Consider the following 26,010-nt stretch of genomic DNA (forward strand, 5'->3'; position numbering starts at 1 on the left):
CTCCATGTCACTCCCGCACGCGATCCTCACCGCCCTGCTCGAAAAGCCGTCGTCGGGGCTTGAGCTGACCCGGCGTTTCGACAAGTCGATCGGCTACTTCTGGTCGGCGACGCATCAGCAGATCTATCGCGAGCTGGGAAAACTGGAGACCGAGGGCTACATCAGGGCCCTGCCGTCGCAGCAGCCGACCCGCGGGCAGAAGAAGCGGTACGAGGTCCTGTCCGCGGGCCGCGCCGAACTGGCCAGGTGGACCGCCGCCTCCCAGGACCCGAAGCCCCTGCGTGACACGCTGCTGCTGCGGCTGCGGGCCGCGGCGGTGGTCGGCACCGCGGGCATCGAGGCGGATCTGCGCCGCCATCTCGACCTGCACCGGCGGCAGTTGGCCGAGTACGAGGAGATCCAGGAGCGCGACTTCCCGCCCGGCAAGGACGCGCCGCAGGACCGCCTCCAGCACCTGATCCTGCGCGCCGGAATCGACTTGGAGACCTTCTGGACGGGCTGGCTGACACATGCGCTGGAGGAGTTCGAGCGGTTGCCCGTGACGGACCCGGCCACGTGACGGACTGAGCTGTTGCAGGACGGCGGCCCGGCACCCCGACTTCGGCCGGGGTGCCGGGCCGTCGCCGTGTTCACAGCCGGTGCGGCTTGGAGCGGCGGCGCAGGACCCAGACCGTGGCTCCGACACCCGCCGTCACCAGGACGCCGCCCACCGCGTAGGTGACGGGGCCGTAGTCCTTCGTGGCGCCGCCCATACCGCCCATGACCCCGCGCGTCGGCGACGGCGACGGTGAGGGCGAGGGTGACACCGTCGCGGAGATCGTGGGGCTCGAGACCGGGGAGACGGTGACGGACTGGGTGCCCGCAGTCGTGCCGTCGGCGCAGACCACGATGACCGTGTAGGTGCCGGCGGTGACGTTCGACCATGCGGCCGACTGACTGCCGCTGGTCCCGGACAAGGCTGCCTGGCGCCCCTGTGCGAAGTTCACCTGACCGCTGGAGAGCAGTGAGGCATTCCCCATGGAGCCACTGGCTCTGGTGGAGCAGTCGGTGGTGGTCACCTGCACCGTCGATCCACTGGTGGTCACATTGATTCCCGTGCTCACCGCGGCGGCGGCCCCGGCGGTCAGGGCCAGCGGCAGCGCGGCGGCCGCCACGGTCAGCCCGGAGCGGACGAGCATCTGAGTAGTACGCATTGGACTGCCCTCCGGCGGCACGGTTGGCGGGACATCCCATGCGCCGCCGAGGATTGGGAACGTCCGTGCTGCTCTGGGACCGAGCCAATGTGACGGTCACCGGTTCCGCATGCGGGCCGGGACCGGGCAGGTGACGAATTCCTCCATCCGGCCGACCGCCGATGGCGTGTCACCGGCGTCGGCGGTCACCTCGCGGCGGCCGGTCACCAGGTGCGGCCGGCCGCCAGGAGCCGCTCCCGGACGAGCGCGACGTGCGGGTTGTCCGACACCCCTGGGCGCTGCGTCAGATAGGCGGTGTTGATCGGCGGGTCCTCCGGGGCCAGAAGAGGGACCAGCGCGCCGGAGGCCAGCTCGTCGAGGCACAGATAGCGGGGGAGTACCGAGATCCCGCCGCCGGCGACCACCGCCGCGAGGACGCCGCGCAGATCCGGCACCGTGATTGCGGCCTGACCGGTCAGCCGTACGCCGAAGACGTGCCGCCAGTAGCGCCGCGCGATGGGCAGATCCTCGGCGTACGAGATCAGCGGCACCCCGCGCAGCGCGGCGGGCCCCTCGGCGGCGACCCGGTCCGGGCCGATCCGCTCGGCCCACGCGGGCGCGGCGACGAGGACGAACTCCTCGTCCGCCAGCGGCAGCGCGCTCAGCGTGCGGCCGCGCGGCCGTGACGTGGCGATCACCAGGTCGAAGCGGCCTCCCCGCAGCCCCTCCAACAGGCCGTCGGTCAGCCCGGTGGTCACCCGCAGCCGCACCCCCTGGCCGGTCAGCGGGGCGAGGGCGGGCAGCACCCGCGTGCACAGCAGCTCCGCCGGACCCGCCACATGGACCGGATCCGGCACCAGGTCCGCCCCGAACCCGCCGCGGTCCGTGACCGTCGCGAGCGCGTCCAGCGGCTCCGCGACCTGCGCGGCCAGCTCGTCCGCGACCGAGGTCGACACCACGCCCCGCGGCCGCCGCTCGAACAGCTCCCGCCCCAACTGGTCCTCCAGGGACCGGATCTGCGTCGTCACCGTCGGCTGCGACAGCCCGAGCAGCCGCGCCGCCGCCGTGAACGAGCCGGCCCGGTGCACGGCGAGGAACGTCCGGAGCAGCGAGATGTCGAGCGGCGCGGTGGACGTGGTGCCATTGGATTCCCTATGGGTCATACGAGGAATCCTAGGCTTCCCCTATGGTCTGTTTGCTCCTGCCGTGGCCGGGCCGTCCCGTCTACGGGGGCGCCGCACCCGTCGTCACAGTCCGCTCCGCCGAGAAGCCGCCCCAGGTCCCGTCCGGCAGCTTCGCCCTGATCCGCACCCGCTGGGTGACCCCGGCCTCCCGCCCCACGTAGAAGCTGTACGTCGCCTTGTCGCGGGGAGCGGTCCCGCCCCAGACGAGCGAGGTGGCCGGCTTCCGGTCGAGCTGGATCTGGTACTCCGTGATCACGCCGTCGATCATCTCGGCGCTCGGCGGAACCCAGGACAGGTCGAGGTAGTACGCCCCGTCGGCGCGATGCGTCGTCGCGCGGAAGCCGGTCGGCGCCATGGCTGTGTCCGTGCCCGTGCCCGGCTCGTCGTCCGAGCCCGCTGCCGTCGTGATCCGTACCGCCTCGCTCGCCGGCGACGCATTGTCCGCCGCGTCGCGTGCCCGGACGGTGAAGGAGTAGCGCGTGCCCGGCCGCAGCCCGGTGACCACGGTCGCGGTCTGTGCGCCGCCCACACTGTGGATCTTCGTGTCGCCCTGATGGATGTCGTACGAGGCCACACCTCGGTCATCCGTGGACCTGGCCCAGGACAGCTGGGCGGCACGGCTCCCGGCGGCCCTGCCGTGCGGGCGCTCCGGGCGGCTCGGAGCCCGGTCGTCGGCGGCGGTCGCGGCGGACGTCGTGGCCCGCACGCGTTCGCTGGGCGGCCCGAGCCTCCCGTCGGCGTCCCGCGCCCGTACGGAGAAGGCGTAGGTGGTCGACGGTTTGAGCCTGGTGACGTCGACCATGTGCTGTGAACCCGGTACGTCCTTCACCTTCGTGGCGCCGCGATACACCTCGTAGTGCGCGACCTCGGGGTCCCCGGAAACCCGGTTCCACATGACGTGCACGCTGGTCGCGCTGCCCGCGGCCGCCGTGACCCCCGCGGGAGCCGCGGGCAGCCGGCCGCTGCCGCCCGCGTCCTGCCCGCCCCAGCCGCAGGACACCGTCATGAGCAGCGCGCCGCAGACCGCAGCGGCTCGCAGGAGTACGCGTCGCACAGCCCTGCCCTCCCTCGACGGGATTGGTCCGGACCAATATGACGCCGTCGGCGTGACCACATCAAGAGGGCCGCCGTTCGCAATATCGACCGCACGTTACGTATGCTGATCCTCTTCGCGGCTGAACTCGGCCTTGTCGCAGGGGAGTTCACGCCGACGGTGCGGAACGCTGTCGTCGCTGATCCCGCGCCGGCGAGGGCGGCCGGGCGGCCGGAGCCAATGACGACCCGGCCGCCCGGCCCCCGACGAACCGTCACCGGGCGTGCACCGTACGGACCTCCAACGGTGGCCACATGATCGAGACTCCACCAGATTGGGCTGAGTGTCCGTCAGTACCGTCCAGGAGAGGGTCTCTTATCGTGCGTGTCCAGTCGCTGACGCTGGCCGCGGCCGGCGCTGCCCTGCTCGCCCCCACCACGCTCCCCGCCGCCGCCCCACCAACCCAGGCCATGCACGAGGCCATGCAGGAGCGTGCGGGGAACGTCCGGGCCGCGGACCTCCTGGCCGCGGTGCGTGACTGCGCGCCCGTCTCGCGCGGCCGCTACCGCAGCGACGATGGGACGCCCGCGGACATCCCCGTGTGCGGCAAGCGCGGCGCCGTCTACTGGAAGGCCGACATGGACATCGACTGCGACGGACAGCCCGGCCGCCACTGCAACGAGTACACCGACGCGCTCTTCTCCGACACCACCGCCTACCAGCAGTCGGACGGGCGTCAGCTGAGCGCCGAGCGACTGCCGTACGTCGTCGTGCCCGCCCCGAGCCACATCTGGGACCACCGCGAGCACGGCGTCCGGGGCGGCACGGTCGCCGCCGTGATCCACCGCGACCGCGTCCAGTACGCGGTCGTCGGCGACATCGGCCCCCACGACATCATCGGCGAGGCGTCGTACGCCACCGCCCGGGCCCTCGGTATCCGCCCCGACCCGCGCGGCGGCGGGACGCCCTCCGGGGTCACCTACATCCTGTTCAAGGACTCCGGCGCCGCTCCGATCGAGAGCCGCCGGGCGGCCGCCGCTCAAGGGGAGCGACTGGCCCGGGAGTTCGTCCGGCGGAACTGAGCCCGCACCGCAAGCCCCCGGGACCGGGTCACACCTTCCGGTAGGTGTACGCCTCCGAAGCCGCCGCCTCCACCGCTGCCAAGTCCGCCCCCGCGGACGCCGTGACGACCGCCGCCACCGCACCCTCCACGAAAGGCGCGTCCACCAGGCGGGTGCCCGCCGGGAGTTCGTCGCCCTCGGCCAGCAGGGTCTTCACGGTGAGCACCGCGCTGCCGAGGTCGGTGAGGACGGCCACCCCGGCGCCGCGGTCCACGGAGGCGGCCGCGGCGGAGATCAACTCGGTGCTGGTGCCGAGACCGCCGCCCTCGATACCACCCGCGGGCGCCACCGGAGCGGTCGTGCCGCCGCCCGCGAGGCCCGTCGCCAGCTCGGCGACCGAGGCGGCCACCGCCGCGCTGTGCGACACGAGCACGATGCCCACCAGCTTCTTGCCGCCCCCGGCCGCGCTCGGCACATCACTCACCGGACTCACCGGCCGCCTCCGCGAGCGCCGCGATCAGGAGCGCCGAGGAGGTGGCGCCGGGGTCCTGATGCCCGATGCTGCGCTCGCCCAGATAACTCGCCCTGCCCTTGCGGGCCTGCAACGGCGTGGTCGCGAGGGCGCCCTCCTCGGCGGCGGCCCGTGCCGCCGCGAAGGAATCACCGAGCGCGTCGACCGCGGGCACGAGCGCGTCGACCATGGTCTTGTCGCCGGGCGCCGCCCCGCCGAGCTGCATCACCGCGTCCACACCGGCGCGCAGCGCGTCCGTGAGCTCCTGGTCGCTGACCTCGACCCCGTCGCCGAGCGCCTTGCCGGTGCGGCGCAGCAGCGTCCCGTACAACGGCCCCGACGCACCGCCCACCGTCGAGATCAACTGCCGTCCTGCGAGCATCAGGACGGCACCGGGCGTGTCCGGCGCCTCCTTCTCCAGCGTGGCCGTCACGGCCGTGAAGCCGCGTTGCAGATTGCTGCCGTGGTCGGCGTCGCCGATCGGCGAGTCGAGGGCGGTGAGCCGTTCCGCCTCGCGGTCCACGGACGCGGCGGTCGCCGTCATCCAACGGCGGAAGAAGTCGGCGTCGAGCACAGAATCTCCTTGCGTGGTACGGAAGTTGACCTTGTCTCACATGCCCCAGCGCAAGCCCGCAGTACGCACCGGCGCGTCCCACAACCGCAACAGGTCCTCATCGACCTGGCACAGGGTCACCGAGGCGCCGGCCATGTCGAGCGAGGTGACGTAGTTGCCGACGAGCGTGCGCGCCACCGGGACCCCGCGCTCGACGAGTACCCGCTGCACCTCCGCGTTGAAGCCGTACAGCTCCAGAAGCGGGGTGGCGCCCATGCCGTTCACCAGGACCAGGACGGGGTTGCGGGGGTCCATGTCCTCCAGGATCGCGTTCACCGAGAAGTCGGCGATCTCCCGCGAGGTCATCATCGCCCGCCGCTCCCGGCCCGGCTCGCCGTGGATCCCGACGCCCAACTCCAGTTCCCCGGGCGGCAGGTCGAAGGTGGGGCTGCCTTTGGCGGGAGTGGTGCACGCGCTCAGCGCGACACCGAAACTGCGTGCGTTCTCGTTGACCTGCCGGGCCAGCGCCTCCACCCGCTCCAGCGGCTGGCCCTCCTCGGCCGCCGCGCCGGCGATCTTCTCCACGAACAGGGTCGCTCCGGTACCCCGACGGCCGGCCGTGTAGAGGCTGTCGGTGACCGCCACGTCGTCGTTGACGAGGACCTTCGCGATCTGGATGCCCTCGTCCTCGGCCAGCTCCGCCGCCATGTCGAAGTTGAGCACGTCACCGGTGTAGTTCTTCACGATGAAGAGCACCCCGGCGCCGCTGTCCACGGCCGCCGCCGCCCGCACCATCTGGTCCGGCACCGGGCTCGTGAACACCTCGCCGGGACAGGCCGCGGACAGCATCCCGGGACCCACGAAACCGCCGTGCAGCGGCTCGTGCCCCGACCCACCGCCCGAGACAAGCCCCACCTTCCCGTCCACCGGAGCGTCCCGCCGCACGATCACCCGGTTCTCGACATCCACGGTCAGCTCGGGATGAGCGGCCGCCATACCCCGCAGCGCGTCCGCGACCACCGTCTCCGCGACGTTGATGAGCATCTTCATGGGAACCTCCTGATGGGACTGGCAGGCAGGGCTGCTGGTGTCTCGGGCCCAGTATCGACGCAAGCCGGTTCTAGGTCACGAACTGCGGCAGGTTGATCGGGCTCGTCGAGCCTGCCAAGGGCCCCATGGCCGTAGGACCCGATCGGCGTTCACTCCCAGTGGGGCAACGTCAGTTCGGAGGTGTCGCCCGGCTCGATGGTGACCGTGCGGTCGGGCAGTTCCACGTGGATGGGGGAGCGGTCGGAGGCCGGAACGTCGATGTGCAGCAGGCCCGGCCGCATGCGCAGCCGTACGCCCCAGTGGCCGCGGTAGCGGATCGAGAAGCCGTACTCCGACAGCTCCGGGAGCGGCACCGGGTCCAGCCACAGTGCGCCTTCCCGGGTCTCCAGGCCGGTCAGCCCGCGCTGCACGAGATCGAGCGTCCCGGCCATGGCACCGAGATGGATGCCCTCACCCGTGGTGCCGCCCTGCAGATCGGCGATGTCCCCCAGCAGGGCTTCCTGGACGAACTCCCACGCCTCGGTGCGCCGTGCCCGGGCCAGCACCCAGCCGTGCACCAGGCCGCTGAGTGTGGAGCCGTGGCTGGTGCGGCGCAGGTAGTAGTCCACCGTGCGCCGCCAGGTCTCGTCGTCCAGGTCATGACCCAACCGGCCGAACAGGGCCCTGAGTTCGGCGGGCGAGAAGAGGTAGCCGAGCATGAGGACGTCGGCCTGCTTGGACGCCTGGTAGCGGTTGACGCTGTCGCCCTCCGCCTCCAGGATCCGGTCCAGCCGGCGGATGCCGTCGTACCGCTTCCGGTATCTGTCCCAGTCGAGTTCGGCCAGTTCGCCGTACCCCTCGAACTGGCTGATGACGCCCCCGTGGAAGGGCACATGGAGTGAGCGGGACACGTCCTCCCACAACTCCGGTTCCCCGCCGTCGAACCCGGTGCGCTCGGCCAGCTCCCGCCGACGCGGCTCGGGCAGGGACTCCAGCAACTCCAGCGCGCGGGCGAGCACCCAGGCAGCGGTGACGTTCGTGTAGGCGTTGTCGTCGAGCCCCGGCAGCTCGGCGTCGGGATACCGCTCGTGGTACTCGTCCGGGCCGACCACACCACGGATTCGGTAGCGGCCCAGGCCGTCGTCGTACGTGGCCGAGTCCGCCCAGAAGCGGGCGATCTGCAGCAGCATCTCGGCGCCCTTGGTGTGCAGGAACTCCGCGTCACCGCTCGCCTCGCAGTACCGCCAGACGTTGTACGCGATGGCCGAGCCGACATGGTGCTGGAGCCGGGAGTGATCGGGCAGCCAGCGGCCGGAGCGTGGGTTGAGGTGCAGCTGCTGGGTCTCCTCGCGGCCGTCGCTGCCGCTCTGCCACGGATACATGGCGCCGGTGCGGCCGGCCTTCCGGGCTGCCGCGCACGCCTGCTCGAGGCGCCGGTGGCGGTAGGTGAGCAGAGCCCGGGCGACCTCGGGGAAGTGGAGGTTCAGATACGGCAGCACGAACAGTTCGTCCCAGAAGACATGGCCGCGGTAGGCCTCGCCGTGCAGGCCGCGGGCCGGGACACCGACGTCGAGGTCCGCCGTGTGCGGGGACAGCGTCTGGAGCACGTGGAAGAGGTGCAGGCGCAGGACGTCGCCCGGTTCACCGGGCACGTCGAGATCGGCCCTGCGCCACAGCAGGTCCCATGCGGTGAGGTGCGATTCCAGCAGCTCGTCGAAACCGGGCGCGGTGCTCACACGGTCGACCGCGGCCTGGAGGGGGTCGCTGATCGCCGGATCGTAGGAGGTGTGCAGGGCGATGACCTTGTCGACGGTGACGGTGTGTCCGGGCGCCAGAGCCAGCCGCAGCAGCTGGGCGGCGCGCGGCCCTTCGTGGCTGGTCTCGGCCGCCGCCGTGTCGGGAGCGGTGGTGCGTGCCGCCATGCCGACGCGGATGTCGGACGTGCGGGTACGGCAGCGCAGCCAGACGGTGTCCGGAGCGGCCGTGCCGGTGTGGAGGTGGGTCAGGTGGCGGCCGTCGAGATCGCGGTACCGGGCGACGCCGGAGTTGGTGACGGCCCCGTCCAGGGCCGCCTCGACATCGAGGCCGCCGGTCCAGTTCTCGGCGGTGAACTCCGTGCGCAGTGCGGCGAGATGGGGATCCGCCATGTGCACGAGGCGCTGCTGCCGCACGGTGAGCCGACGGCCCGCGCCGTCCTCGTACCGTGTGCTGCGCTCCAGGACGCCCGAGCTGAGCCGCAGGGTCAGGTGGTGGTCGAGGAGATGTAAGGTGTCGGGGGTCAGCCATGGACCGGTGCCGTTCTCGTCGGGGATACGGCAGCGCAGGGGGAGCCAGTTGGGCAGGTTGACCATGTCCTCGTTCTCGACCCGGTGTCCCGCGATGTCCGAGGTGAGCCGGTTGTAGCAGCCCGCGGCGTACGTGCCCGGGTAGTGCACGTCGTCGGCGGCGCACTCCGGGAGCGCGCCGCGGGTGGCGAAGTAGCCGTTGCCGAGGGCGCACAAAGACTCCCTGAGCTGTTCCTGCGCCGGGTCGTAATCCTCGTACTCCCATGTCCAGTCCGTCACGAAAGGGCTCCTTCCACGAGCAGGTCACCGAGATCGCGTACCACCACATCGGCGCCGTGATGCCGTAGTCGTTCTCCCGCGCCGGGGTGCGCGGCGCGGTCCACGCCGATGACCAGTCCGAAGCCGCCTCGCCTGCCTGCCTCGACGCCGGCCAGGGCGTCCTCGACGACCGCGGTGTGTTCGGGCGGACTGCCGAGACGGCGGGCCGCCTCCAGGAACAGCGCGGGATCGGGTTTGCCCGGCAGGCGCAGCCGAGCGACCTCGCCTCCGTCGACGACTGTGTCGAACAGATCGCTGACGCCTGCCCGTTCGAGGAGCTCAGGGGCGTGCCGGGAGGCGGAGGCGGCGGCGCGCGGGACGCCCTCGCGGATCAGGGCGTGCAGGAGCCGGACCGTTCCCGGGTAGGCGGGGATCCCGCCCTGCCGCAGCCGTTCGACGAAGATCGCTTCCTTCCGTGCGGCCACCGACTCCACGGTGGTTCCGGTCGGCCGCAGTCCCCGGGAGGCGAGGAAGGAGGCCGCGCCGTCGAGGCGGGACATACCGTCCACGTACCGCAGGTAGTCCTTGTCGGCGTCGAAGGGCCTCCGCTGGTCGGGGTCTTCCGGCGGGTGTTCGCGCAGGAAGGAGTCGAAGGCCGACTTCCAGGCCGCGGCGTGCACCCGAGCCGAGTCGGTGATCACTCCATCGGTGTCGAGCACCACGGCCCGCAGGCCTTTGAGCGGTGCGGCGAGTTCGGTCACGAAGTCCCCTTCCCGAGAGGGTGGTTCACCTGTGCCACGGCAGGATGACCAATGGGCGGTCGGCGCGGTGCGGTGCGGCCTGTCCCACCCTGCCGAGTTGGCGCCCGAAATGCCCGTAACGCAGACGGGCGTCCACGATCAGAAGGTCGGCGGCGGCAGACCGGTCCAGGACGATCTCGCGGACCGGGCCTTCGACGACCGAGCCGTGGCCCCGCAGCGACGCGTGCACCAGCCGCAGCGGCAGGCCGCACCGGGCGGCCTCGTCCGCCGCCCAGCCGACGGCCCGGTGGCCGGGCTCCGAACCGTCGACACCAACGACCAAGAGATGTTCCATGATCCGCACCGCCTCTCGCGCACGCTTCTGCGGATGTGCCAGGAATGCCGCTCATCTCCCAGCGTGACACCGCGGGCCCGCTCTGCTCGTCCGATCGATGTGCGCGTGGATCAGGAGGTCTTCCGGGCCCCCTGCCGTCCGACCTGGGGCCACTCCCGTGCCCACTGGTTGTAGCGCCGCCGGTCGAGCCGCCCCCGTGCGACGGCCCCGATCGCGTCGTAGGTCACGCCACGTACCGCGGGCGCGGCCGTGGTAGCCGGGCAGCCCCCGGCACCATCGCGGCTGCGTCCGTTCAGTGATGGGCGGCCGCCTTCGACGGACGACAGGCGCCCTTGGTGTGGGCCGACCGGCCCTATCGGGGGCGTGACGGGCGGACGCAGGGTGGGAGGGAGTACGGACCGGCACGTGACCTCGACCCGGAAGGGAATCCATCATGCGTGACGTCCCACAGCAGGCGCCCGCCCACATCACGGACGATGAACTGCAGGCCCTGGACGCCCACTGGCGTGCCGCGAACTACCTGGCCGTCGGTCAGATCTACCTCATGTCCAACCCCCTGCTGACCGAACCGCTGCGTCCGGAGCACGTCAAGCCGCGGCTACTCGGCCACTGGGGCACGTCACCCGGTCTGAACCTGGTGCACACCCACCTCAACCGCGTCATCGAGGCCCGCGGCCAGGACGCCCTGTGCATCTGGGGACCCGGCCACGGTGGGCCCGCCGTGCTGGCCAACTCCTGGCTGGAGGGCACCTATTCGGAGACGTATCCGGACATCGGCCGGGACGGCGAGGGCATGGCCAGGCTCTTCCGGCAGTTCTCCTTCCCCGGCGGCGTACCCAGTCACGTCGCGCCCGAGACGCCCGGCTCCATCCACGAGGGCGGCGAACTGGGCTACTCCCTCTCGCACGCCTACGGCGCCGCGCTGGACAACCCGGACCTGCTGGTCGCCTGTGTGATCGGCGACGGAGAGGCGGAGACGGGGCCGCTGGCCGCCTCCTGGCACTCCAACAAGTTCCTCGACCCGGTCCACGACGGGGCCGTACTGCCGATCCTGCACCTCAACGGCTACAAGATCGCCAACCCGACGGTGCTGGCCCGGCTGCCCGAGTCCGAACTCGACGACCTGCTGCGGGGATACGGCCATACCCCGATCCACGTCGCCGGTGACGACCCGATGACCGTGCACCGTGCCATGGCGGCCGCCATGGACGACGCCCTGGAGCGCATCGCGCTCATCCAGCGCACCGCACGCGAGGAGGGCGTCACACAGCGGGCCCACTGGCCCGTGATCGTGCTGCGCACCCCGAAGGGCTGGACCGGGCCCGCCGAGGTCGACGGTCTTCCCGTGGAGGGCACCTGGCGCGCCCACCAGGTCCCCCTCTCCGCCGTCCGAGACAACCCCGAGCACCTGCGACAGCTGGAGACCTGGCTGCGCTCGTACCAGCCCGGGGAACTCTTCGACGAGCGCGGCCGGCCCCGCGAGCAGGTGCTCGCGTGCGTTCCCGAGGGCGTCCGGCGTCTGGGTGCCACCCCGCACGCCAACGGCGGGCTGCTGCTGCGCGAACTGCCCCTGCCGGAGCTGGACCGGTACGCCGTTCCGGTCGACAAGCCCGGCGTGACGCTGCACGAGCCCACCCGGGTCCTCGGCGATCTGCTGGAACACGTCATGCACGACAGCAGCGGCCGCCGCGACTTCAGGATCGTCGGCCCCGACGAGACCGCCTCCAACCGGCTCCAGGCCGTCTTCGACGCGAGCGGCAAGGCCTGGCAGGCGCAGACCCTCACCGTCGACGAGCACCTGGACCGGCACGGCCGGGTGATGGAGATCCTCTCCGAACACACCTGCCAGGGCTGGCTCGAGGGCTACCTCCTCACCGGCCGGCACGGGCTGTTCTCCTGCTACGAGGCCTTCGTCCACATCGTCGACTCCATGGTCAACCAGCACATCAAATGGCTGCGCGTCACCCGCCGGCTGCCCTGGCGTGCCCCCATCGCCTCCCTCAACTACCTGCTGACCTCGCACGTCTGGCGTCAGGACCACAACGGCTTCTCGCACCAGGACCCGGGGTTCGTGGATCACGTCCTCAACAAGAGTCCGGAGGTCGTACGGGTCTATCTGCCGCCGGACGCCAACACCCTGCTGTCGGTCGCCGACCACGTCCTGCGCAGCCGCGATTACGTCAACGTAGTGGTCGCCGGCAAGCAGCCGTGCTTCGACTGGCTCACCATGGACCAGGCACGGGCCCACTGCGCCCGCGGCGCCGGGATCTGGGAATGGGCCGGTACGGAGAACGGCGAACGGGATCCGGACGTGGTGCTGGCCGCCGCCGGTGACGTGCCCACCCAGGAGGTGCTGGCCGCCGCGCAGCTGCTGCGCACCCATCTGCCGGAGCTGGCCGTCCGGGTCGTCAACGTCGTCGACCTGGCCCGGCTGCTGCCCGCCGAGGAACATCCGCACGGCATGCCCGGCTTCGAGTACGACGCGCTGTTCACCCGCGACAAGCCGGTGATCTTCGCTTACCACGGCTATCCGTGGCTGATCCACCGCCTCGCGTACCGGCGTACCGGCCACGCCAACCTGCACGTGCGCGGCTACAAGGAGATCGGCACCACGACCACGCCGTTCGACATGGTGGTCCGCAACGATCTCGACCGCTACCGCCTCGTCATGGACGTCATCGACCGCGTCCCCGGCCTGGCCGTACGCGCCGCCGGCGTACGGCAGTCGATGGAGGACACCCGGCTGCGCCACCACGACTGGATCCGCGCGCACGGCACCGATCTGCCCGAGGTCGCGGACTGGACCTGGGACAGCTGACCGGCCCCGCGAGGCAGGGACTTTCGCCGCATGGTCCAGGCCTCGCAGCCCCTCCGAACTCCCTTGACGGAGCGGGACATCGAAGGTGCGACAAGCGCCACCGCGGTCTCGCGCACCGCCCCTTGGAGGGGACGTGCATCGTGGCTGGGGGCGTTTCTCGACAAGACCTTCGGGTTCGGCTACGCCTCGCAGTCGGGCAAGAGGCGGATCGACGGCGGCTCGCCGACCCAGGGTTTCCTCGGCGGCGTCGCCGTGGGGCCGATGGAGTCCACGTTCCATGACTGGGCCGGGGCCGGCTGGGCCGACTGGCTATTCATGCTCGGCCTGCTGGGCATCGGAATCATCTACACCGCCGTCCTGAGGGCCTTTGCGGTCGCGGGCGCCGGCGCGACCTGGCCTGGGCAAGGTCTGCGCACTGCTGCCGTTCGTCAGCCGCAACCGCCGGCTGCTGTGACCGCTCGGCCCGGGCCCGGACCGGGGCGCCACCGCGACTTCGCGGTGGCGCCCCGGTTTCGTGGTGCCGCGACCGAGAGCGAGTCGGCATGCTGAAGGCATGCGCACCCTTGGCGTCGATCTCTCCGCCAGCCCTCCCCGCACCGCCGCCGTCGTCATCGACTGGTCGGCGGGCCGGGCCATGGTCCACACCCCGCTACTGGGCTGCACCGACGAGCAGTTGCTGAAGCTGCTCTCCGGCCTGGGGGCGGAGGACCAGGCCGGAGTGGACTGCCCCTTCGGCTGGCCCGCCGCTTTCGTCGCGGCCATGTCCTCTCATGCCGCACCCCGGCCCACGTGGCCGGGCCGCGACGCCGAGGGCGCCGATGATCTGCAGGCCATGCGCTATCGGCATACCGACCTGGTCGTCGCACCCCACGCGCCGCGACTTCCGCTGTCGGTCTCCTTCGACAAACTGGGGTCCGTCGCGGCTCGCTGGGCACGCCTGCAGGCCCTCCTGGAGCACCTCGGCCACCCTGTCGACCGCACCGGAGCCGGCCCGGTGGCCGAGGTGTATCCGGCTGCCGCCCGCCACCAATGGGGCCTGGTGCTCGGCTCCGTGGACGAGATTCAGGCCGCTGCCCCCTGGCTGCACATCCCGGAGGAGGCACGGCGGCTGCTCGCCGCCAGCCGTGACGCCTACGACGCCCTGATAGCCGCCCTCGTCGCCAGGGCGATCAAGGCGCGGCTCACCACGTGGCCGACGGCCGACGAGGCCGAACTCGCCCGCACCGAGGGCTGGATCCACTTCCCGGGCCGCGACACGTTGCAACACCTCGCGGTATCCACCGACCCGCCCTCGGGCGGCTGAACGTCACCCGAGAGCTTCGCCGCGGCCGACTGGGCCGCCCGCGAAGCGTTTGCTCCGCGAGGTAGGTGCCCCTGCGTCTCGTGCACGCCTGGGACCAGCAGTGTCGAACAGCCCCCGACGCGGCGGGAGGTACTGGACGTCCTCGGCGGTCGGGCCGCTCGGCCCTCAAGCCGTGCGAAACCGGCCCTCAAGCCGTGCGAAACCGGACCTCAGCTGCGCGAAGCCGGCCCTCAGTCGTGCGGGACTACCGCGACCGGGGCGGCCGCGTGGTGCAGCACGGCGTGGGTCACCGGGCCGATGCGCATTCCGAGCGCGGGCCGGTGCACCCTGCGGCCGACCACCACCAGTCCGGCGTGTGAGCCGGCCTCCAGCACGACTCCGGACGCGTGGGCGAGATCGACCGTGTGCGCGACCGCGACCTGCGGGTACGTGTCGCGCCATGGCCTCAGCGCGTCCGACAGCGCCTTCTCCGCCTGCCCTGTGATACCGCCCTCCCGACTGGCCTGCTGCCCGACCGCGGGACCGTATCCGAACAGCGGCGGCAGGTTCGGCGCGTGCACGGCGCGCAGTGAGACACCGCGGGCGGCGGCCGCGCCGAAGGCGAACTCCAGGAGCGGCCGGGGCAGTTCGCCGAGGTCCTGGAGCCCGACGACCACCTCGCCGCTGTCCTGCTCGGTGGCCGAGTGCGGGTTCGCCCGCACCATGACCACCGGGCTCGTGGCCCGGGCGAGGACCTGCTGGCCGACGGAGCCGAGCAGGAAGCCGGCGACGGCGCCATGTCCGCTGGACCCCAGCACCAGCATGTCGGCCTGCTCGGCCTGGCCCAACAGCACCTCGGTCGTCGTGTCGGAGATCAGCTCCGTACCGACGGCCAGCTCCGGATACCGCCCGCGCAGCTCCTGCTCGGCATCCCGCAGTACGCGCAGGGCCCATTCCTTCTGGGTGCTCAGGTCCTCGGCGACGGGCACATCGCGCGGCTGCCAGACCCAGGCCTGCACCAGACGCAGCGGCAGGGCGCGGCGCAGCGCCTCGCGCGCGGCCCAGTCGGCGGCGGCCAGGCTCTCGGGGGAACCGTCCAGACCGACGGTGATGGGGCGAATCATGGGGGAGACCTCCGTGTTCGGTACGGCGGGCCGCGGACGAGTGCCCCAGCCTTCATCCTGAGGCTCACGGCGGGGTGCCCGCGAGTCCAGGGGCCGACAGTCCCGATCCGGACCGCCCGGCCCCATCGGCAGTGGCCCGACCGGTTCGCACCGCGTTCGATACCGGTCGGCGCCCGGTGGGCGACGGAGACGAGTACCTCATGGGACGGCGGGAATGCCAGGCGAACGGCCAGGGCCGGTCGGCCCACCCCGGGCCCGCCCCGCCCGGTCAGCAGCAACGGCTCTGCGGGTGTTCCTCTCGGTGCCGGGCTCGCAGAGTCTCGTACTCGCGCGGTGTCGGTACCGGCGCGAGGGGGTGGTGACGCCGGTGGCGCTCGCAGAAGCGGTCGTACTCCGCCTCTCCCGTCAGCTCACGCAGGTACCAGCGCACGGCCCGCGCCCATCGCCGGGCACTCATGCCCGGGCTCCCGCCAGCGGTTCGGCGGACTGCTCCGGTGCGTCGATCTGGGACTCGACGTACGGCGTCTCGGTCGTCGGTAGCGGGACGGGGGACCGAATGGCGCGCACGCACACCACGGCCGCGTTGGCGATCACCACGGTGACCAGGAGCATGAACAGGGCGATGAGGACGCCGTCGACCGTGGAGTTGGTGACCACGGTGTGCATGTCGTCGAGGGTCTTGGCGGGCGGCAGGACCTGACCGGCGTCGATGCCGTCGGCATACCGCGCGCGCTGGGCGAAGAAGCCGACACGGGGGTCGTCGGAGAAGATCTTCTGCCAGCCGGCGGTGAAGGTGACCGCGACCACCCAGGCCAGCGGGATCCCGGTGACCCAGGCCCAGCGCAGCCGACCGGACTTGACGAGGACCGTGGTGCAGACGGTGAGGGCGATGGCGGCGAGCAGCTGGTTGGCGATGCCGAAGAGGGGGAAGAGCTGGTTGATTCCGCCCAGCGGGTCGGTGGCGCCGGTGTAGAGGAAGTAGCCCCAGGCGGCGACGACGAGTCCGCTGCACAGCCAGATGCCCGGCTTCCAGTTGACCCGGCCGATCGGCTTCCAGACGTTGCCGAGCATGTCCTGGAGCATGAAGCGTCCCACCCGGGTGCCCGCGTCGACCGTCGTCAGGATGAACAGCGCCTCGAACATGATCGCGAAGTGGTACCAGAAGGCCTTCATCGCACTGCCGCCGAAGACCCCGGAGAAGATCTCCGACATACCGACGGCGAGGGTCGGCGCCCCGCCCGAGCGGGCGATCAGGGTCTGCTCCTCCACGGCCTTGGCCGCCTGCGTCAGCTGGTCGGGAGTGATGGTGAAACCGAGGCCCGCCACCGCCTGCGAGGCCGACTCGGCCGTCGTACCGAGCAGCCCGGCGGGCGCGTTCATCGCGTAGTAGAGGCCGGGTTCGAGGGTGGCAGCGGCGATCAGCGCCATGATCGCGACGAACGACTCCATCAGCATGGCGCCGTAGCCGATCATGCGGACCTGGGACTCCTTCTGGATCAGCTTCGGGGTGGTACCCGAGGCGACCAGCGCGTGGAAGCCCGACAGCGCTCCGCACGCGATGGTGATGAAGAGGAAGGGGAAGAGGGCCCCGGCGAAGACCGGGCCGGCGCCCGAGGAGGCGAAGTCGCTGACTGATTCGGCGCGCAGCACGGGCGCGGCCACGACGACGCCGACCGCGAGCAGTGCGATGGTGCCGATCTTCATGAAGGTGGACAGGTAGTCGCGCGGCGCGAGCAGCATCCACACCGGCAGCACGGACGCGACGAATCCGTATCCGATCAGACAGAAGACGAGCGTCGTCGGGCTGAGCGTGAACGTGTCGGCCAGCGAGGACTCCTGGATCCAGCTGCCGCCGACGATGGCGAGGAGCAGCAGTGCCACACCGATCAGGCTGGTCTCGACGACCCTGCCCGGCCGGATGCGGTGCAGCCAGAAGCCCATGAACAGGGCGATGGGAATGGTCATGGCGACCGAGAAGGTGCCCCACGGGGAGTGGGCGAGCGCATTGACCACGACCAGGGCCAGCACACCGAGCAGGATGATCATGATGGCGAAGACGGCGATCAGGGCGGCGGCCCCGCCCGCCCGGCCGATCTCGTCACGGGCCATCTGCCCGAGCGACTTGCCGTCCCGCCGCATCGACAGGAACAGCACGACCATGTCCTGCACCGCCCCGGCGAAGATCACTCCGGCGACGATCCACAGCGTGCCGGGCAGATACCCCATCTGGGCCGCGAGCACCGGCCCCACCAGCGGCCCGGCGCCGGCGATCGCCGCGAAGTGATGGCCGAGCAGCACCCGCCGGTCGGTCGGCTGGAAGTCGACGCCGTCCTCCAGGCGTTCGGCGGGGGTGGCCCGCCGGTCGTCGGGCTTCAGCACGCGCCGTGCGATGAACCGGGAGTAGAAGCGGTAGGCGATGGCGTACGAGCCGAGGGCCGCCAGCACCAGCCAGACCGCGGAGATCTCCTCGCCCCGGGCCAGCGCGAGCACACCCCAGCCGATCGCGCCGAGCAGGGCCACGGAGGTCCACAGCAGCAACGACTGCGGTGTCATCCGGGAACGTGCGGACGGCGGCCCCTCTGGCGCCGGAAGACCGGATTCGGGCATGACGGACGTGGGCATGGCGGCTCCTCACCTCGACGGTGATGTGTGGTGGTACGGATGCGTACGAATCGGCGGTGCGGGCGGAATGCGTACGAACTAGGGGTCGTGGCGGTCGTGCCTGCTCAGCGCATACGCGGCCAGCAGGCAGAGACCGCAGCCCGGCACCCAGGCGAGCTGGTACCAGTAGAAGAACGGCGTCCCGGCGAGCCGTGGCCTCTCACCGGCGTACCAGGGGACCCACAGCAGTCCCGCGGCGGGCGCGAGGAGCAGCACGGCGATCGCGACGCGCCGTAGCCGGTGCTGACCCGTGGGTGCCATGACCTGTGCTCCTCTCCCGCTCGCTGTCGGTCTGTGCAAGAGTTGCCCACCCGCCGGAAGTGGTTGACAGCGAATTTCCAGAAGATTTCCCGCCGGTTCTCCGTCATCCGAACGAGCCGTCTGCGCAACTAACCGGTGAAGGCACAGGCACACCAAGGACGGTGACCCATGGCGGATGGCGCCATGACGGCGACGTTTCTCGCCGTGACAGGCGGAGCGTCGCTGCTCGCCGTCACCGCGCGCCGCCTGCGCCCCACCGACCGGCTGCCGTCCCTGGAGGGCTGGGCGCTGGCCGACCGGAGCCTGGGCCCGGTGTGGACCTGGATGCTGCTGGGCGGCACGATCTTCACCGCGTACACCTTCACGGCCGTGCCCGGACTGGCGTACGGGAACGGTGCGCCCGCCTTCTTCGCGGTCCCGTACACCGTGATCGTCTGTCCGCTCGCCTTCGTCCTGCTGACGCGCCTGTGGGCGGTGGCCCGCCGCCACGGCTACGTGACGGCCGGCGACTTCGTACGCGGACGGTACGGTTCGCCGCCCCTGGCCCTGGTCGTCGCGCTCACCGGAATCCTCGCGACGATGCCGTATCTGGCGCTTCAACTGCTGGGCATCCGCGCGGTACTCACCGCCGGGGGCGTCTATCCCCGGGGCGCGGCCGGCGACCTGGTGATGGTGGCGCTCTTCGCGGGCCTCGCGGTCGCGACGTACCGGCACGGGCTGCGCGCCCCCACGGTGATCTCCGCGTTCAAGGCGGTGGCCGTCTTCGTCTCGCTCACCGCGGTCTGCTGGCTGGTCCTCGAACGGCTCGGCGGCCCCGGCCCGCTCTTCGACCAGGCGGCACGTCGGCTCGGCGGCTCGGACGCGGCGCACTCCGCGCTGCTCCTCTCTCCCGAGCAGCAGCCCGCCTACGCCACGCTCGCCCTGGGCTCCGCGCTGGCCCTGCTGATGTATCCGCACGTGCTCACCGCCGGGTTCGCCGCCGACAGCCCGCGCACCCTGCGCAAGGTCGCCGTGGCGCTGCCCGCCTGGACCGGCCTGCTCGCACTCTTCGGCTTCCTCGGTATCGCGGCCCTCGCGGCGGGGGTACGGGCTCCGGAGGGAGGTGCCGAGGCGGCCGTGCCGATGCTGGTCGACCGGCTGATGCCCGGACCGCTGGCCGGGCTGGTGTTCGGCGCGATCACCGTGGGCGCGCTCGTCCCGGCCGCCGTGATGTCGATCGCGGCCGCCACCTGCTTCGTACGCAATGTGTACGTCGAGTACGTCCAGCCGACCGCCACGCCCAAACGGCAGGTGCGCATCGCCAAGGCGGTCTCGCTCACCGCGAAGGTGGGTGCGGTCGCATTCGTGTTCGGGTTGCGGGACCAGGACGCGATCAACCTCCAACTCCTCGGCGGCGTATGGATTCTGCAGATCTTCCCCGCGGTGGCCGTCGGGCTGTTCACGAGTCGGCTGCACCCGCGGGCGCTGCTGGCCGGGTGGGCCGTGGGCATGGCGGCCGGCACGTTCCTGGTGGTGCGCGAGGGGTTCTCGTCCATCGTGGACCTCGGTTCCGGCAGTCGGCCGCTGGAGATCTACGCCGGACTCGCGGCCCTGGTGCTCAATCTGGCCGTCGCCCTGATCGGCACCGCGGCCCTCGAACGGCTCGGCGTGCCGCGCGGCGCCGACGCCACCGACCTACCGCCCCGCCTGACCGTCAGGCGCCACCCCGAGACGGGAGCTCCCAACCCGTGAGACGCAGACAGCACACCCGCATGACGGTGGCGCAGGCTGCTCCGGCCGCCGTCCCCGAGCCACGCGTCCCGCAGCCGGCAAAGGCCCAGCCCGCGGTCGTGGAACACATCGGCCTCGAAGGCGAGTCCGGACCCGCCGGAGCGCCCGAAGGCGCGTCCCTCACTCCTACGGTCGGCGATCCGGCCGACCTGGAACGCGAGGCCGCCCTGGCCCGGCTCTTCGAGGTGCACTACTCCTCGATGCTGCGCCTGGCCGTGCTGCTCGGAGCCGACGACCCGGAGAACGTCGTGGCCGAGGCCTACTACCAGATCTACCGAAAGTGGCGCCGGCTGCGGGACGCCGAGGCGGCGGAGGCGTATCTGCGCTCCACGGTGTGCAATCTGACCCGGATGCGGATACGGCACCTGCAGGTCGCGCGCAAGCACGTCGAGAAGCCGCCGAGCGACGTCGTGGCCTCCGCCGAGAGCACCGCCCTGCTCCACGACGACCAGCGCGTACTGATCGACGCGCTTCAGCAACTGCCCGCACGGCAACGCGAAGCACTCGTCCTGCGCCACTGGCTCGGCCTGAAGGAGAGCGAGATAGCCGCCGCGATGGGAATCTCCTGCGGATCGGTCAAGACACACACCGCACGCGGCATCGCCGCCCTGACCCAGGCGATGGAGGCCCGGCGATGAACGACACCTCTCCGGACCGGACGGAACAAGAGCTGCGCGAAGCCCTGGAGGCGCTGGCCGACGGGGTACGGGCCGCGCCCGACGCGTACCGCACGGCGCGCGGCGACTGGGTGCGCCGAGAGCGGCGTCGACGGCTCGTCCTCGCCGTCCTGATCGCGGTCGTCTTCACGCTCGCCACACTGATCGGTCTGTGGGTCCTCAACCAGGCTCCCTCCGAACCCGGGGTCATCTTCTCGGGCATCGGGAATCCGGTCGCTACCGGCGGGGTGGTCAGCAGCCCGACCTGACGGTCACGGGATCACGCCCGACTACGAGACCAAGGGCCGTGGCTCACCTGGTGTATTCGGGCCCGCCGCGCCTGCGCCGCACAAGGTCTTCGGCGGCCCCTGGCCACCGGTCGTGGTCGAAGGCGAAGCCTGCTTCGAGCAGGCGGCCGGGGACGACTCGGCGGCTCTTCAACAGGAGTTCGGTGTCCGAGCGCAGGGCGAAGGCTCCGATCTCTGCCATCCACTTCGTCGCGGGCAGCCCCACGGGAACGCCCCACGCGGCGCGTAGCGCGCGCATGAAGGCGCGTTGTGTCAGCGGAGCGGGAGCGGCGAGGTTCACCGGACCGACGAGGTCGTCCCGGTCGGCCAGGAATTCGACGGCGCGCACGAAGTCGCGGTCGTGGATCCAGGACACATACTGCGCGCCGCCCGCGACCGGCCCGCCGAGGCCGAGCCGCGCCAGCCGCAGCAGGACGTCGAAGACGCCGCCGCGATCGGGGCTCATCACCATGGCGGAGCGCATGGCGACCTTGCGGGTGCGGGGGGTTTCGGCTCGCTCCTGCGCCCGCTCCCAGGCTTTGGCGATCTCGACGCTGTAGGCCCAGTAGCCCGGGACGCCGGGTTCGGTGCCGCCGAGCACGCCGGTGGCCTCGTCGTTGGGTGCGTCGAAGCGGTGGGCGTAGACGGTGGCGGTGCTCATCTGCAGCCAGAGCCGGGGAGGCCGCGCGGCGGCTGTGATCGCCTGGCCCACGACCTCGGTGGAGTGCACACGCGAGTCCATCATGGCCTGCAGGTTGGCTGGGGTGTAGCGGCAGCTGACGCTGCGTCCGGCCAGGTTGATCACGATGTCGCTGCCGTCGATCTCCTCAGCCCAGGAGCCCAGGGTCTCGCCGTCCCAGCGGATTTCACGGTCGCGCACCGGCCGTCTGGTCAGGACCACGATGTCGTGGCCCGCGGCGGTCAGTGCACGGGTCAGGATCGTACCGACCTGTCCGGTCCCGCCGGGTATCACTATCTTCATCGGGCTCCCCCTCGCGTGTGGGGATGAGCCTAACTCAAAGTTGAACGCGTTCAAAAGCGCGAGAGAGCTCAGGTGGGCCGCTGTGCGGGGGTGGCTCGGTCGCGTCGGCCTGTCTACTCGTCATGGCCGGCGGGCCTCGGCGACGGGGGCGCTCCTCCCGGCTCCCCAGAGGAGCAGGGCGAAGCCCAGCGCGAAACCGAGCATCGTCCATACGCCGCGTGGCCAGAAGATGTGGCTGTCGACGAAGGACCAGCCGGCCACGAGGAGCACCGCCGTGCCGGGTAGGACCCGGGCGCCGTGCCTGGGGAACAGCGCGACCGCGGTGGCCACCACGGCGCCGACGAGGGCGTAGGCGCCGGCCTGTCCGAGCGCCTCACCCGTGTCGTAGAGCGGGCGCTTGATCGGTCCCAGGCTCGCTGTCCCGGCGGCGTGCTCGACCGCGGTTCCGGCCGCGATGCCGGCGACCGCGTCGAGCCCCGTATAGAAGGCCGCGTAGGCGAAGGCGCCCACCCATGCCACGACGGTGGCGAAGCCGGCCAGGTCGAGTCGGGGCCGGTGCCACAGAGGCACGAGGAGGCCGACCGTGAGCAGCGGGAACACCGGCAACAGGGCTATGTGCAACTGAGCCCAGTCCGCGGCCGATGACCTGGACAGCCCATGTGGGTGCGCGAGGCCCGCCGCGGCCAGTACAAGGGGAGCGGCGGTGACGAGGGCGATATTTCGGATGGTTGACACGTTGCGAGCGTAGGCGCGTGACGTCGGCGGATTCGGCCGCGTAAGAGTTTCGTAAGACGTAGACGTTGGGCACCTCGCGACCCGCGGTGTCAGCGGCGGTCGCGGAAAGTGCGGCGCAGGTCGTCGACCCAGGCGTCGGGGATCTCCCAGGGGATGAAGTGGCCGCCGCTCTCGTGCGCGGTGAGGTTGACGTGGTGGTACCAGTCGGCGCGGTCGCCGGCCAGCCAGTTCTGGATCCGCTGCTCGGCGGTGGTGACGCCGGGCGGGTTCTCGTAGCCCGACGAACGTGATGCCGGTGGGTGCCTCTGAGGTGCTCGTCCTTGCGCGAGACGGGAGTTGGCCGGAAGCGTTCTGCGCGAAGCGTTGACTAGAAAGCGCTTGCCCCCTACGTTTCCCGTTCAGCAGCGTGACCCGTCGCTGACATCTCGTATATGAGATGTCAGATGCCGAAGGTGGTATGGCCTGGGGACGTGCACTCTCCAGGCCGCCGTCGGAAGCCGCAGTTGGTGGCGCTGCGCTCGCAAGGCGATCCAAATGACGAACGTCGTTCACGTATCTGAAAGATGGAACGCTCTCGAAGGGACGCACCCGCATGCGTACTCGCCCCCCACGTACACCCCCCAGGAGACTGGTGCTCTGCACGGTCGCGGCAGCCGCTCTCGCGATCACCACCGCCGTCGCCCTGCCGCAGTCCGCGGGTGCCGCCGAAACCTCCCCCATCGGTTTCGGCGCCGGCACCACGGGCGGCGGCAGCGCGAGCCCCGTCACCGTCTCGACGCTCGCCGCGTTCAAGACGGCCGTCACCGGCAACACAGCCAAGGTCGTCAGGGTCAGCGGTCTGATCTCGCTCACCGGGCAGGTCGACCTCGGGTCCAACACCACGGTCCTGGGCGTCGGTTCGTCCTCCGGATTCACCGGCGGCGGGCTGCGTATCAAGGAGGCGACCAACGTCGTCGTCCGCAACCTGAACATCAGCAAGCCGCTCAAGCCGTCGGACGGGATCACCGTCCAGGAGTCGACGAAGGTGTGGATCGACCACAACTCCTTCTCGGCGGACCGCGAACACGACAAGGACTACTACGACGGTCTGCTCGACATCAACCACGGCTCCGACAACGTGACGGTGTCCTGGAACACCTTCAAGGACCACTTCAAGGGCTCGCTCGTCGGTCACAGCGACAACAACGCGAGTGAGGACACCGGCCACTTGAAGGTCACGTACCACCACAACCACTTCAGCAACGTGTACTCGCGCATCCCGAGCCTGCGGTTCGGCACCGGGCACTTCTACGACAACTACGTCCAGGGAGCCGACACCGCGGTGCACTCCCGGATGGGCGCCCAGATGCTCGTCGAGAACAACGTCTTCCGCACGACGAAGGTCGCGGTCACGACGAACCGCAGCAGCGACGTGGACGGCTACGCCAACCTGCGCGGCAACGACCTCGGTGGAGCCGCCACCGAGATCTCCCGCACGGGCACGTTCACCAGCCCGCCCTACAGCTACTCCGCCGAGCCCGCCTCGTCGGTCGTCGCCTCGGTGACGTCCGGAGCGGGCGCCGGAAAGCTCTGACCCCCACCAGTAGAAGAAGGAAACGGGACATGACCGAACAAGGACAGGCAGAGCCGCAACGGCGGCATCGTCGCCGGACCGCGCGGCACACGGTGGTAGGAGGGCTCGGTGCCCTCGGCCTTACGGTTGGCATGATCACGACAGGTACCACGCTGTCCACGGCCAACGCCGCCACCTGGCCGACCCCCACCAGCAGCGAAGGGGTTTCCTCCACCATCCAGGTGTCCGGCACCAAGGACTACGGGATGAAGCGCTTCTACGGCACCGGCGACCTGGCCGGTGACGGCCAGGAGGAGGGCCAGGACCCGATCCTCAGGCTCACCGACGGCGCGGTGCTGAAGAACGTCATCATCGGCGCCCCGGGCGCCGACGGCATTCACTGCCAGGGCAGCTGCACGCTGCAGAACGTCTGGTGGGAGGATGTCGGCGAGGACGCCGCCACCTTCCGCGGCGGCACGGGCGCCACGTACCACGTGGTCGGCGGAGGTGCGAAGAAGGCCGCGGACAAGGTCTTCCAGCACAACGGCGGCGGCACGCTGAACATCTCGAACTTCGCGGTGCAGGAGTTCAAGACGCTCTACCGCTCGTGCGGGGACTGCTCCACGCAGTACACGCGGAAGGTGAACCTCAACACCATCGACGTGACCGGGACGGGTTCCACTGCGCGGCTCGTCGGCATCAACGTCAACCGCAATGACGTGGCGACGCTGCGCGGCATCACGATCCGCAACGACGCCGGCCGCAAGGTCATTCCTTGCCAGAAGTACAACAACAACACCGCGGTCGGTACGGGCCCCGACAGCACCAACTGCCTGTACTCCAGCTCGGACGTCACCTACAGGTGAGCCGACATCGGTAGCCGGCGCCGATGAGCCGACGCCTCGGCGGCCGAACGGACCCCTTCCCCCTCGGGGGTCCGCTCGGCCGCCGTTCGGCGTACGCGGCCTATTCCGGCGGTCGAGCGGTGGTCCGGCGCGGCACCAGCGTGGGGGACAGGCTGACCTGGACCGACGTCTTGTGCCGGTCGGCGATCCGTTCCAGGAGGAGGCGGGCGGCGTTCCTGCCGATCTCGTGGCCTGCCTGGTCGACGCTGGTCAGGGAGATCGGACCGAGCGCGGCGAAGGTGGTGTTGTCGTAGCCGGCCACCGAGATGTCGCCGGGAACGGAGAGCCCGGCTTCGGTGACCGCCTCCAGCACACCCATGGCGACGACGTCCGCTCCGGCGAAGACGGCTGAGGGACGCCGGGGCCGGTCCAGCAGTTCCTTGGCGCCCCGGTAACCGCCCTCCTGGGTGTAGCTGGTGGAGACGACGTCGATCCACTCCGCGAGGCCGTGCATCCGCATGGCCCGTCTGTATCCGTCGGCACGCCGGGCGTTGGGCATCTCCGCGAGGCGCGTCGGGTCGGTTTCGAGGTGCTCGATGTGGGCGATGCGCCGCTGTCCCAGACCGGCGAGATGGCCGACGACCAGGGCGGCTCCCTCGACGTCGTCGTCCACCACCGTGTCGTACACCGAAGAGGATCCGTGCCGGCCCACCACCACGGTCGGAACGGTGGAGGCCACGCGTTCGAGATGGGTGCGCGAGGACACGGGCGCCACCAGGACCAGGCCGTCCATGCCGCGGTCGACCATCGCCTCGGTGACCCGGGCCTCCGCCTTCTCACCGTTGCAGCCGGGGCC

General features: G+C 71.0%; 25 protein-coding genes and 1 pseudogene. 10 read left to right on the forward strand and 16 right to left on the reverse strand.

All coding sequences use genetic code 11. The features are described from left to right. The first annotated feature begins 4 nt into the window (after positions 1-4). Positions 5-559: a PadR family transcriptional regulator gene (locus GAS53_RS35955; RefSeq protein WP_151481960.1), complete on the forward strand. Its 555-nt coding sequence runs from the start codon at positions 5-7 to the stop codon at positions 557-559. A 70-nt stretch (positions 560-629) separates the two neighbouring features. Here the strand turns inward: GAS53_RS35955 and GAS53_RS35960 are convergent, their stop codons facing one another. The 3 genes from GAS53_RS35960 to GAS53_RS35970 form a co-directional block, all read right to left on the reverse strand. Beyond that, positions 630-1,193: a hypothetical protein gene (locus tag GAS53_RS35960; RefSeq protein WP_151481961.1), complete on the reverse strand. Its 564-nt coding sequence runs from the start codon at positions 1,191-1,193 to the stop codon at positions 630-632. Positions 1,194-1,396: 203 nt separating this feature from the next. After that, positions 1,397-2,335: a LysR family transcriptional regulator gene (locus GAS53_RS35965; RefSeq protein ID WP_151481962.1), complete on the reverse strand. Its 939-nt coding sequence runs from the start codon at positions 2,333-2,335 to the stop codon at positions 1,397-1,399. 61 nt (positions 2,336-2,396) lie between these two features. Then, positions 2,397-3,362 (reverse strand): fibronectin type III domain-containing protein, encoded by a 966-nt coding sequence (locus tag GAS53_RS35970; RefSeq protein WP_151482003.1) that lies wholly within the window; start codon positions 3,360-3,362, stop codon positions 2,397-2,399. 407 nt (positions 3,363-3,769) lie between these two features. On the opposite strand from GAS53_RS35970, the gene GAS53_RS35975 reads away from it, so the two are divergent. Beyond that, entirely contained in the window at positions 3,770-4,471 is a 702-nt protein-coding gene (locus tag GAS53_RS35975; RefSeq protein ID WP_151481963.1) for a glycoside hydrolase family 75 protein, read from the forward strand. A gap of 28 nt (positions 4,472-4,499) precedes the next feature. Here GAS53_RS35975 and GAS53_RS35980 read toward each other — a convergent pair whose 3' ends face one another. From GAS53_RS35980 to GAS53_RS58520, 6 genes and pseudogenes are all read right to left on the reverse strand, one after another. Then, complete coding sequence (locus tag GAS53_RS35980) at positions 4,500-4,943, reverse strand: PTS sugar transporter subunit IIA domain-containing protein (protein WP_404829373.1); 444 nt, start codon at positions 4,941-4,943, stop codon at positions 4,500-4,502. Continuing rightward, positions 4,927-5,535: a dihydroxyacetone kinase subunit DhaL gene (gene dhaL, locus GAS53_RS35985; protein ID WP_151481964.1), complete on the reverse strand. Its 609-nt coding sequence runs from the start codon at positions 5,533-5,535 to the stop codon at positions 4,927-4,929. Before dhaL ends, GAS53_RS35980 begins: the two co-directional genes overlap by 17 nt. 36 nt (positions 5,536-5,571) lie before the next feature. Beyond that, complete coding sequence (gene dhaK, locus GAS53_RS35990; RefSeq protein ID WP_151481965.1) at positions 5,572-6,564, reverse strand: dihydroxyacetone kinase subunit DhaK; 993 nt, start codon at positions 6,562-6,564, stop codon at positions 5,572-5,574. Positions 6,565-6,713: 149 nt separating this feature from the next. Further along, the gene (locus GAS53_RS35995; RefSeq protein ID WP_151481966.1) at positions 6,714-9,107 is read right to left on the reverse strand and encodes a glycoside hydrolase family 65 protein; all 2,394 of its coding nucleotides are present in this window, start codon (positions 9,105-9,107) and stop codon (positions 6,714-6,716) included. Further along, positions 9,104-9,847 (reverse strand): HAD family hydrolase, encoded by a 744-nt coding sequence (locus tag GAS53_RS36000; protein WP_151481967.1) that lies wholly within the window; start codon positions 9,845-9,847, stop codon positions 9,104-9,106. Before GAS53_RS36000 ends, GAS53_RS35995 begins: the two co-directional genes overlap by 4 nt. 214 nt (positions 9,848-10,061) lie before the next feature. Beyond that, a pseudogene (locus tag GAS53_RS58520) lies at positions 10,062-10,181 on the reverse strand (universal stress protein); the annotation flags it as partial. Positions 10,182-10,614: 433 nt separating this feature from the next. Here GAS53_RS58520 and GAS53_RS36010 point away from each other — a divergent pair. The 3 genes from GAS53_RS36010 (at position 10,615) to GAS53_RS36020 (ending at position 14,302) form a co-directional block, all read left to right on the forward strand. Continuing rightward, positions 10,615-12,999 carry a phosphoketolase family protein gene (locus tag GAS53_RS36010; protein ID WP_151481969.1) on the forward strand — a complete coding sequence of 795 codons (2,385 nt, stop codon included), beginning with the start codon at positions 10,615-10,617 and terminating at the stop codon, positions 12,997-12,999. A gap of 63 nt (positions 13,000-13,062) precedes the next feature. Further along, positions 13,063-13,548, forward strand: coding sequence for a hypothetical protein (locus GAS53_RS58525; protein WP_404829374.1), 486 nt, complete (start codon positions 13,063-13,065; stop codon positions 13,546-13,548). Positions 13,549-13,552: 4 nt separating this feature from the next. Next, positions 13,553-14,302 (forward strand): DUF429 domain-containing protein, encoded by a 750-nt coding sequence (locus GAS53_RS36020; protein WP_151481970.1) that lies wholly within the window; start codon positions 13,553-13,555, stop codon positions 14,300-14,302. A gap of 230 nt (positions 14,303-14,532) precedes the next feature. Here GAS53_RS36020 and GAS53_RS36025 read toward each other — a convergent pair whose 3' ends face one another. The 4 genes from GAS53_RS36025 to GAS53_RS36040 form a co-directional block, all read right to left on the reverse strand. Next, complete coding sequence (locus GAS53_RS36025; RefSeq protein ID WP_151481971.1) at positions 14,533-15,405, reverse strand: universal stress protein; 873 nt, start codon at positions 15,403-15,405, stop codon at positions 14,533-14,535. A 268-nt stretch (positions 15,406-15,673) separates the two neighbouring features. Further along, positions 15,674-15,862, reverse strand: a complete 189-nt coding sequence (locus tag GAS53_RS36030) for a YbdD/YjiX family protein (RefSeq protein ID WP_151481972.1) — start codon at positions 15,860-15,862, stop codon at positions 15,674-15,676. After that, positions 15,859-18,027, reverse strand: coding sequence for a carbon starvation CstA family protein (locus tag GAS53_RS36035; protein WP_151481973.1), 2,169 nt, complete (start codon positions 18,025-18,027; stop codon positions 15,859-15,861). Before GAS53_RS36035 ends, GAS53_RS36030 begins: the two co-directional genes overlap by 4 nt. Before the next feature lie 78 nt (positions 18,028-18,105). Then, positions 18,106-18,327, reverse strand: a complete 222-nt coding sequence (locus tag GAS53_RS36040; RefSeq protein WP_151481974.1) for a DUF3311 domain-containing protein — start codon at positions 18,325-18,327, stop codon at positions 18,106-18,108. A 168-nt stretch (positions 18,328-18,495) separates the two neighbouring features. Here GAS53_RS36040 and GAS53_RS36045 point away from each other — a divergent pair, with 168 nt between their 5' ends. From GAS53_RS36045 to GAS53_RS36055, 3 genes are read left to right on the forward strand one after another with little or no spacing between them, the layout of a single operon-like run. Further along, on the forward strand, positions 18,496-20,058 hold the full coding sequence (locus tag GAS53_RS36045) for a sodium:solute symporter family protein (RefSeq protein ID WP_151481975.1): 1,563 nt from the start codon (positions 18,496-18,498) through the stop codon (positions 20,056-20,058). Beyond that, positions 20,055-20,735 carry a SigE family RNA polymerase sigma factor gene (locus GAS53_RS36050; protein WP_151481976.1) on the forward strand — a complete coding sequence of 227 codons (681 nt, stop codon included), beginning with the start codon at positions 20,055-20,057 and terminating at the stop codon, positions 20,733-20,735. The genes GAS53_RS36045 and GAS53_RS36050 overlap by 4 nt, the downstream gene beginning before the upstream one ends. After that, on the forward strand, positions 20,732-21,022 hold the full coding sequence (locus GAS53_RS36055; RefSeq protein WP_151481977.1) for a hypothetical protein: 291 nt from the start codon (positions 20,732-20,734) through the stop codon (positions 21,020-21,022). The genes GAS53_RS36050 and GAS53_RS36055 overlap by 4 nt, the downstream gene beginning before the upstream one ends. A 43-nt stretch (positions 21,023-21,065) precedes the next feature. On the opposite strand, the gene GAS53_RS36060 is transcribed toward GAS53_RS36055, so the two are convergent. Continuing rightward, the gene (locus tag GAS53_RS36060) at positions 21,066-22,022 is read right to left on the reverse strand and encodes a TIGR01777 family oxidoreductase (protein ID WP_151481978.1); all 957 of its coding nucleotides are present in this window, start codon (positions 22,020-22,022) and stop codon (positions 21,066-21,068) included. A 120-nt stretch (positions 22,023-22,142) separates the two neighbouring features. Continuing rightward, positions 22,143-22,757: a hypothetical protein gene (locus GAS53_RS36065; RefSeq protein WP_151481979.1), complete on the reverse strand. Its 615-nt coding sequence runs from the start codon at positions 22,755-22,757 to the stop codon at positions 22,143-22,145. A 592-nt stretch (positions 22,758-23,349) separates the two neighbouring features. Here GAS53_RS36065 and GAS53_RS36075 point away from each other — a divergent pair. After that, the gene (locus GAS53_RS36075; RefSeq protein WP_151481980.1) at positions 23,350-24,330 is read left to right on the forward strand and encodes a pectate lyase family protein; all 981 of its coding nucleotides are present in this window, start codon (positions 23,350-23,352) and stop codon (positions 24,328-24,330) included. 131 nt (positions 24,331-24,461) lie between these two features. Continuing rightward, positions 24,462-25,175: a pectate lyase gene (locus GAS53_RS36080; protein ID WP_225859297.1), complete on the forward strand. Its 714-nt coding sequence runs from the start codon at positions 24,462-24,464 to the stop codon at positions 25,173-25,175. Between the two features lie 100 nt (positions 25,176-25,275). Here the strand turns inward: GAS53_RS36080 and GAS53_RS36085 are convergent, their stop codons facing one another. After that, positions 25,276-25,962 (reverse strand): LacI family DNA-binding transcriptional regulator, encoded by a 687-nt coding sequence (locus GAS53_RS36085; protein WP_318723313.1) that lies wholly within the window; start codon positions 25,960-25,962, stop codon positions 25,276-25,278. Between the last annotated feature and the right edge of the window lie 48 nt (positions 25,963-26,010).

Source organism: Streptomyces albicerus, from assembly GCF_008905045.1.
GTDB lineage: Bacteria > Actinomycetota > Actinomycetes > Streptomycetales > Streptomycetaceae > Streptomyces > Streptomyces albicerus.

Bases quoted from the DNA above. Each gene is read 5' to 3' on its own strand.
- GAS53_RS35955 (WP_151481960.1), top strand. From the start codon at position 5: ATGTCACTCCCGCACGCGATCCTCACCGCCCTGCTCGAAAAGCCGTCG.
- GAS53_RS35960 (WP_151481961.1), bottom strand. From the start codon at position 1,193: ATGCGTACTACTCAGATGCTCGTCCGCTCCGGGCTGACCGTGGCGGCC.
- GAS53_RS35965 (WP_151481962.1), bottom strand. From the start codon at position 2,335: ATGACCCATAGGGAATCCAATGGCACCACGTCCACCGCGCCGCTCGAC.
- GAS53_RS35970 (WP_151482003.1), bottom strand. From the start codon at position 3,362: ATGACGGTGTCCTGCGGCTGGGGCGGGCAGGACGCGGGCGGCAGCGGC.
- dhaK (WP_151481965.1), bottom strand. From the start codon at position 6,564: ATGAAGATGCTCATCAACGTCGCGGAGACGGTGGTCGCGGACGCGCTG.
- GAS53_RS36010 (WP_151481969.1), top strand. From the start codon at position 10,615: ATGCGTGACGTCCCACAGCAGGCGCCCGCCCACATCACGGACGATGAA.
- GAS53_RS36020 (WP_151481970.1), top strand. From the start codon at position 13,553: ATGCGCACCCTTGGCGTCGATCTCTCCGCCAGCCCTCCCCGCACCGCC.
- GAS53_RS36025 (WP_151481971.1), bottom strand. From the start codon at position 15,405: ATGATTCGCCCCATCACCGTCGGTCTGGACGGTTCCCCCGAGAGCCTG.
- GAS53_RS36030 (WP_151481972.1), bottom strand. From the start codon at position 15,862: ATGAGTGCCCGGCGATGGGCGCGGGCCGTGCGCTGGTACCTGCGTGAG.
- GAS53_RS36035 (WP_151481973.1), bottom strand. From the start codon at position 18,027: ATGCCCACGTCCGTCATGCCCGAATCCGGTCTTCCGGCGCCAGAGGGG.
- GAS53_RS36040 (WP_151481974.1), bottom strand. From the start codon at position 18,327: ATGGCACCCACGGGTCAGCACCGGCTACGGCGCGTCGCGATCGCCGTG.
- GAS53_RS36045 (WP_151481975.1), top strand. From the start codon at position 18,496: ATGGCGGATGGCGCCATGACGGCGACGTTTCTCGCCGTGACAGGCGGA.
- GAS53_RS36055 (WP_151481977.1), top strand. From the start codon at position 20,732: ATGAACGACACCTCTCCGGACCGGACGGAACAAGAGCTGCGCGAAGCC.
- GAS53_RS36060 (WP_151481978.1), bottom strand. From the start codon at position 22,022: ATGAAGATAGTGATACCCGGCGGGACCGGACAGGTCGGTACGATCCTG.
- GAS53_RS36075 (WP_151481980.1), top strand. From the start codon at position 23,350: ATGCGTACTCGCCCCCCACGTACACCCCCCAGGAGACTGGTGCTCTGC.
- GAS53_RS36080 (WP_225859297.1), top strand. From the start codon at position 24,462: ATGATCACGACAGGTACCACGCTGTCCACGGCCAACGCCGCCACCTGG.
- GAS53_RS36085 (WP_318723313.1), bottom strand. From the start codon at position 25,962: ATGGTCGACCGCGGCATGGACGGCCTGGTCCTGGTGGCGCCCGTGTCC.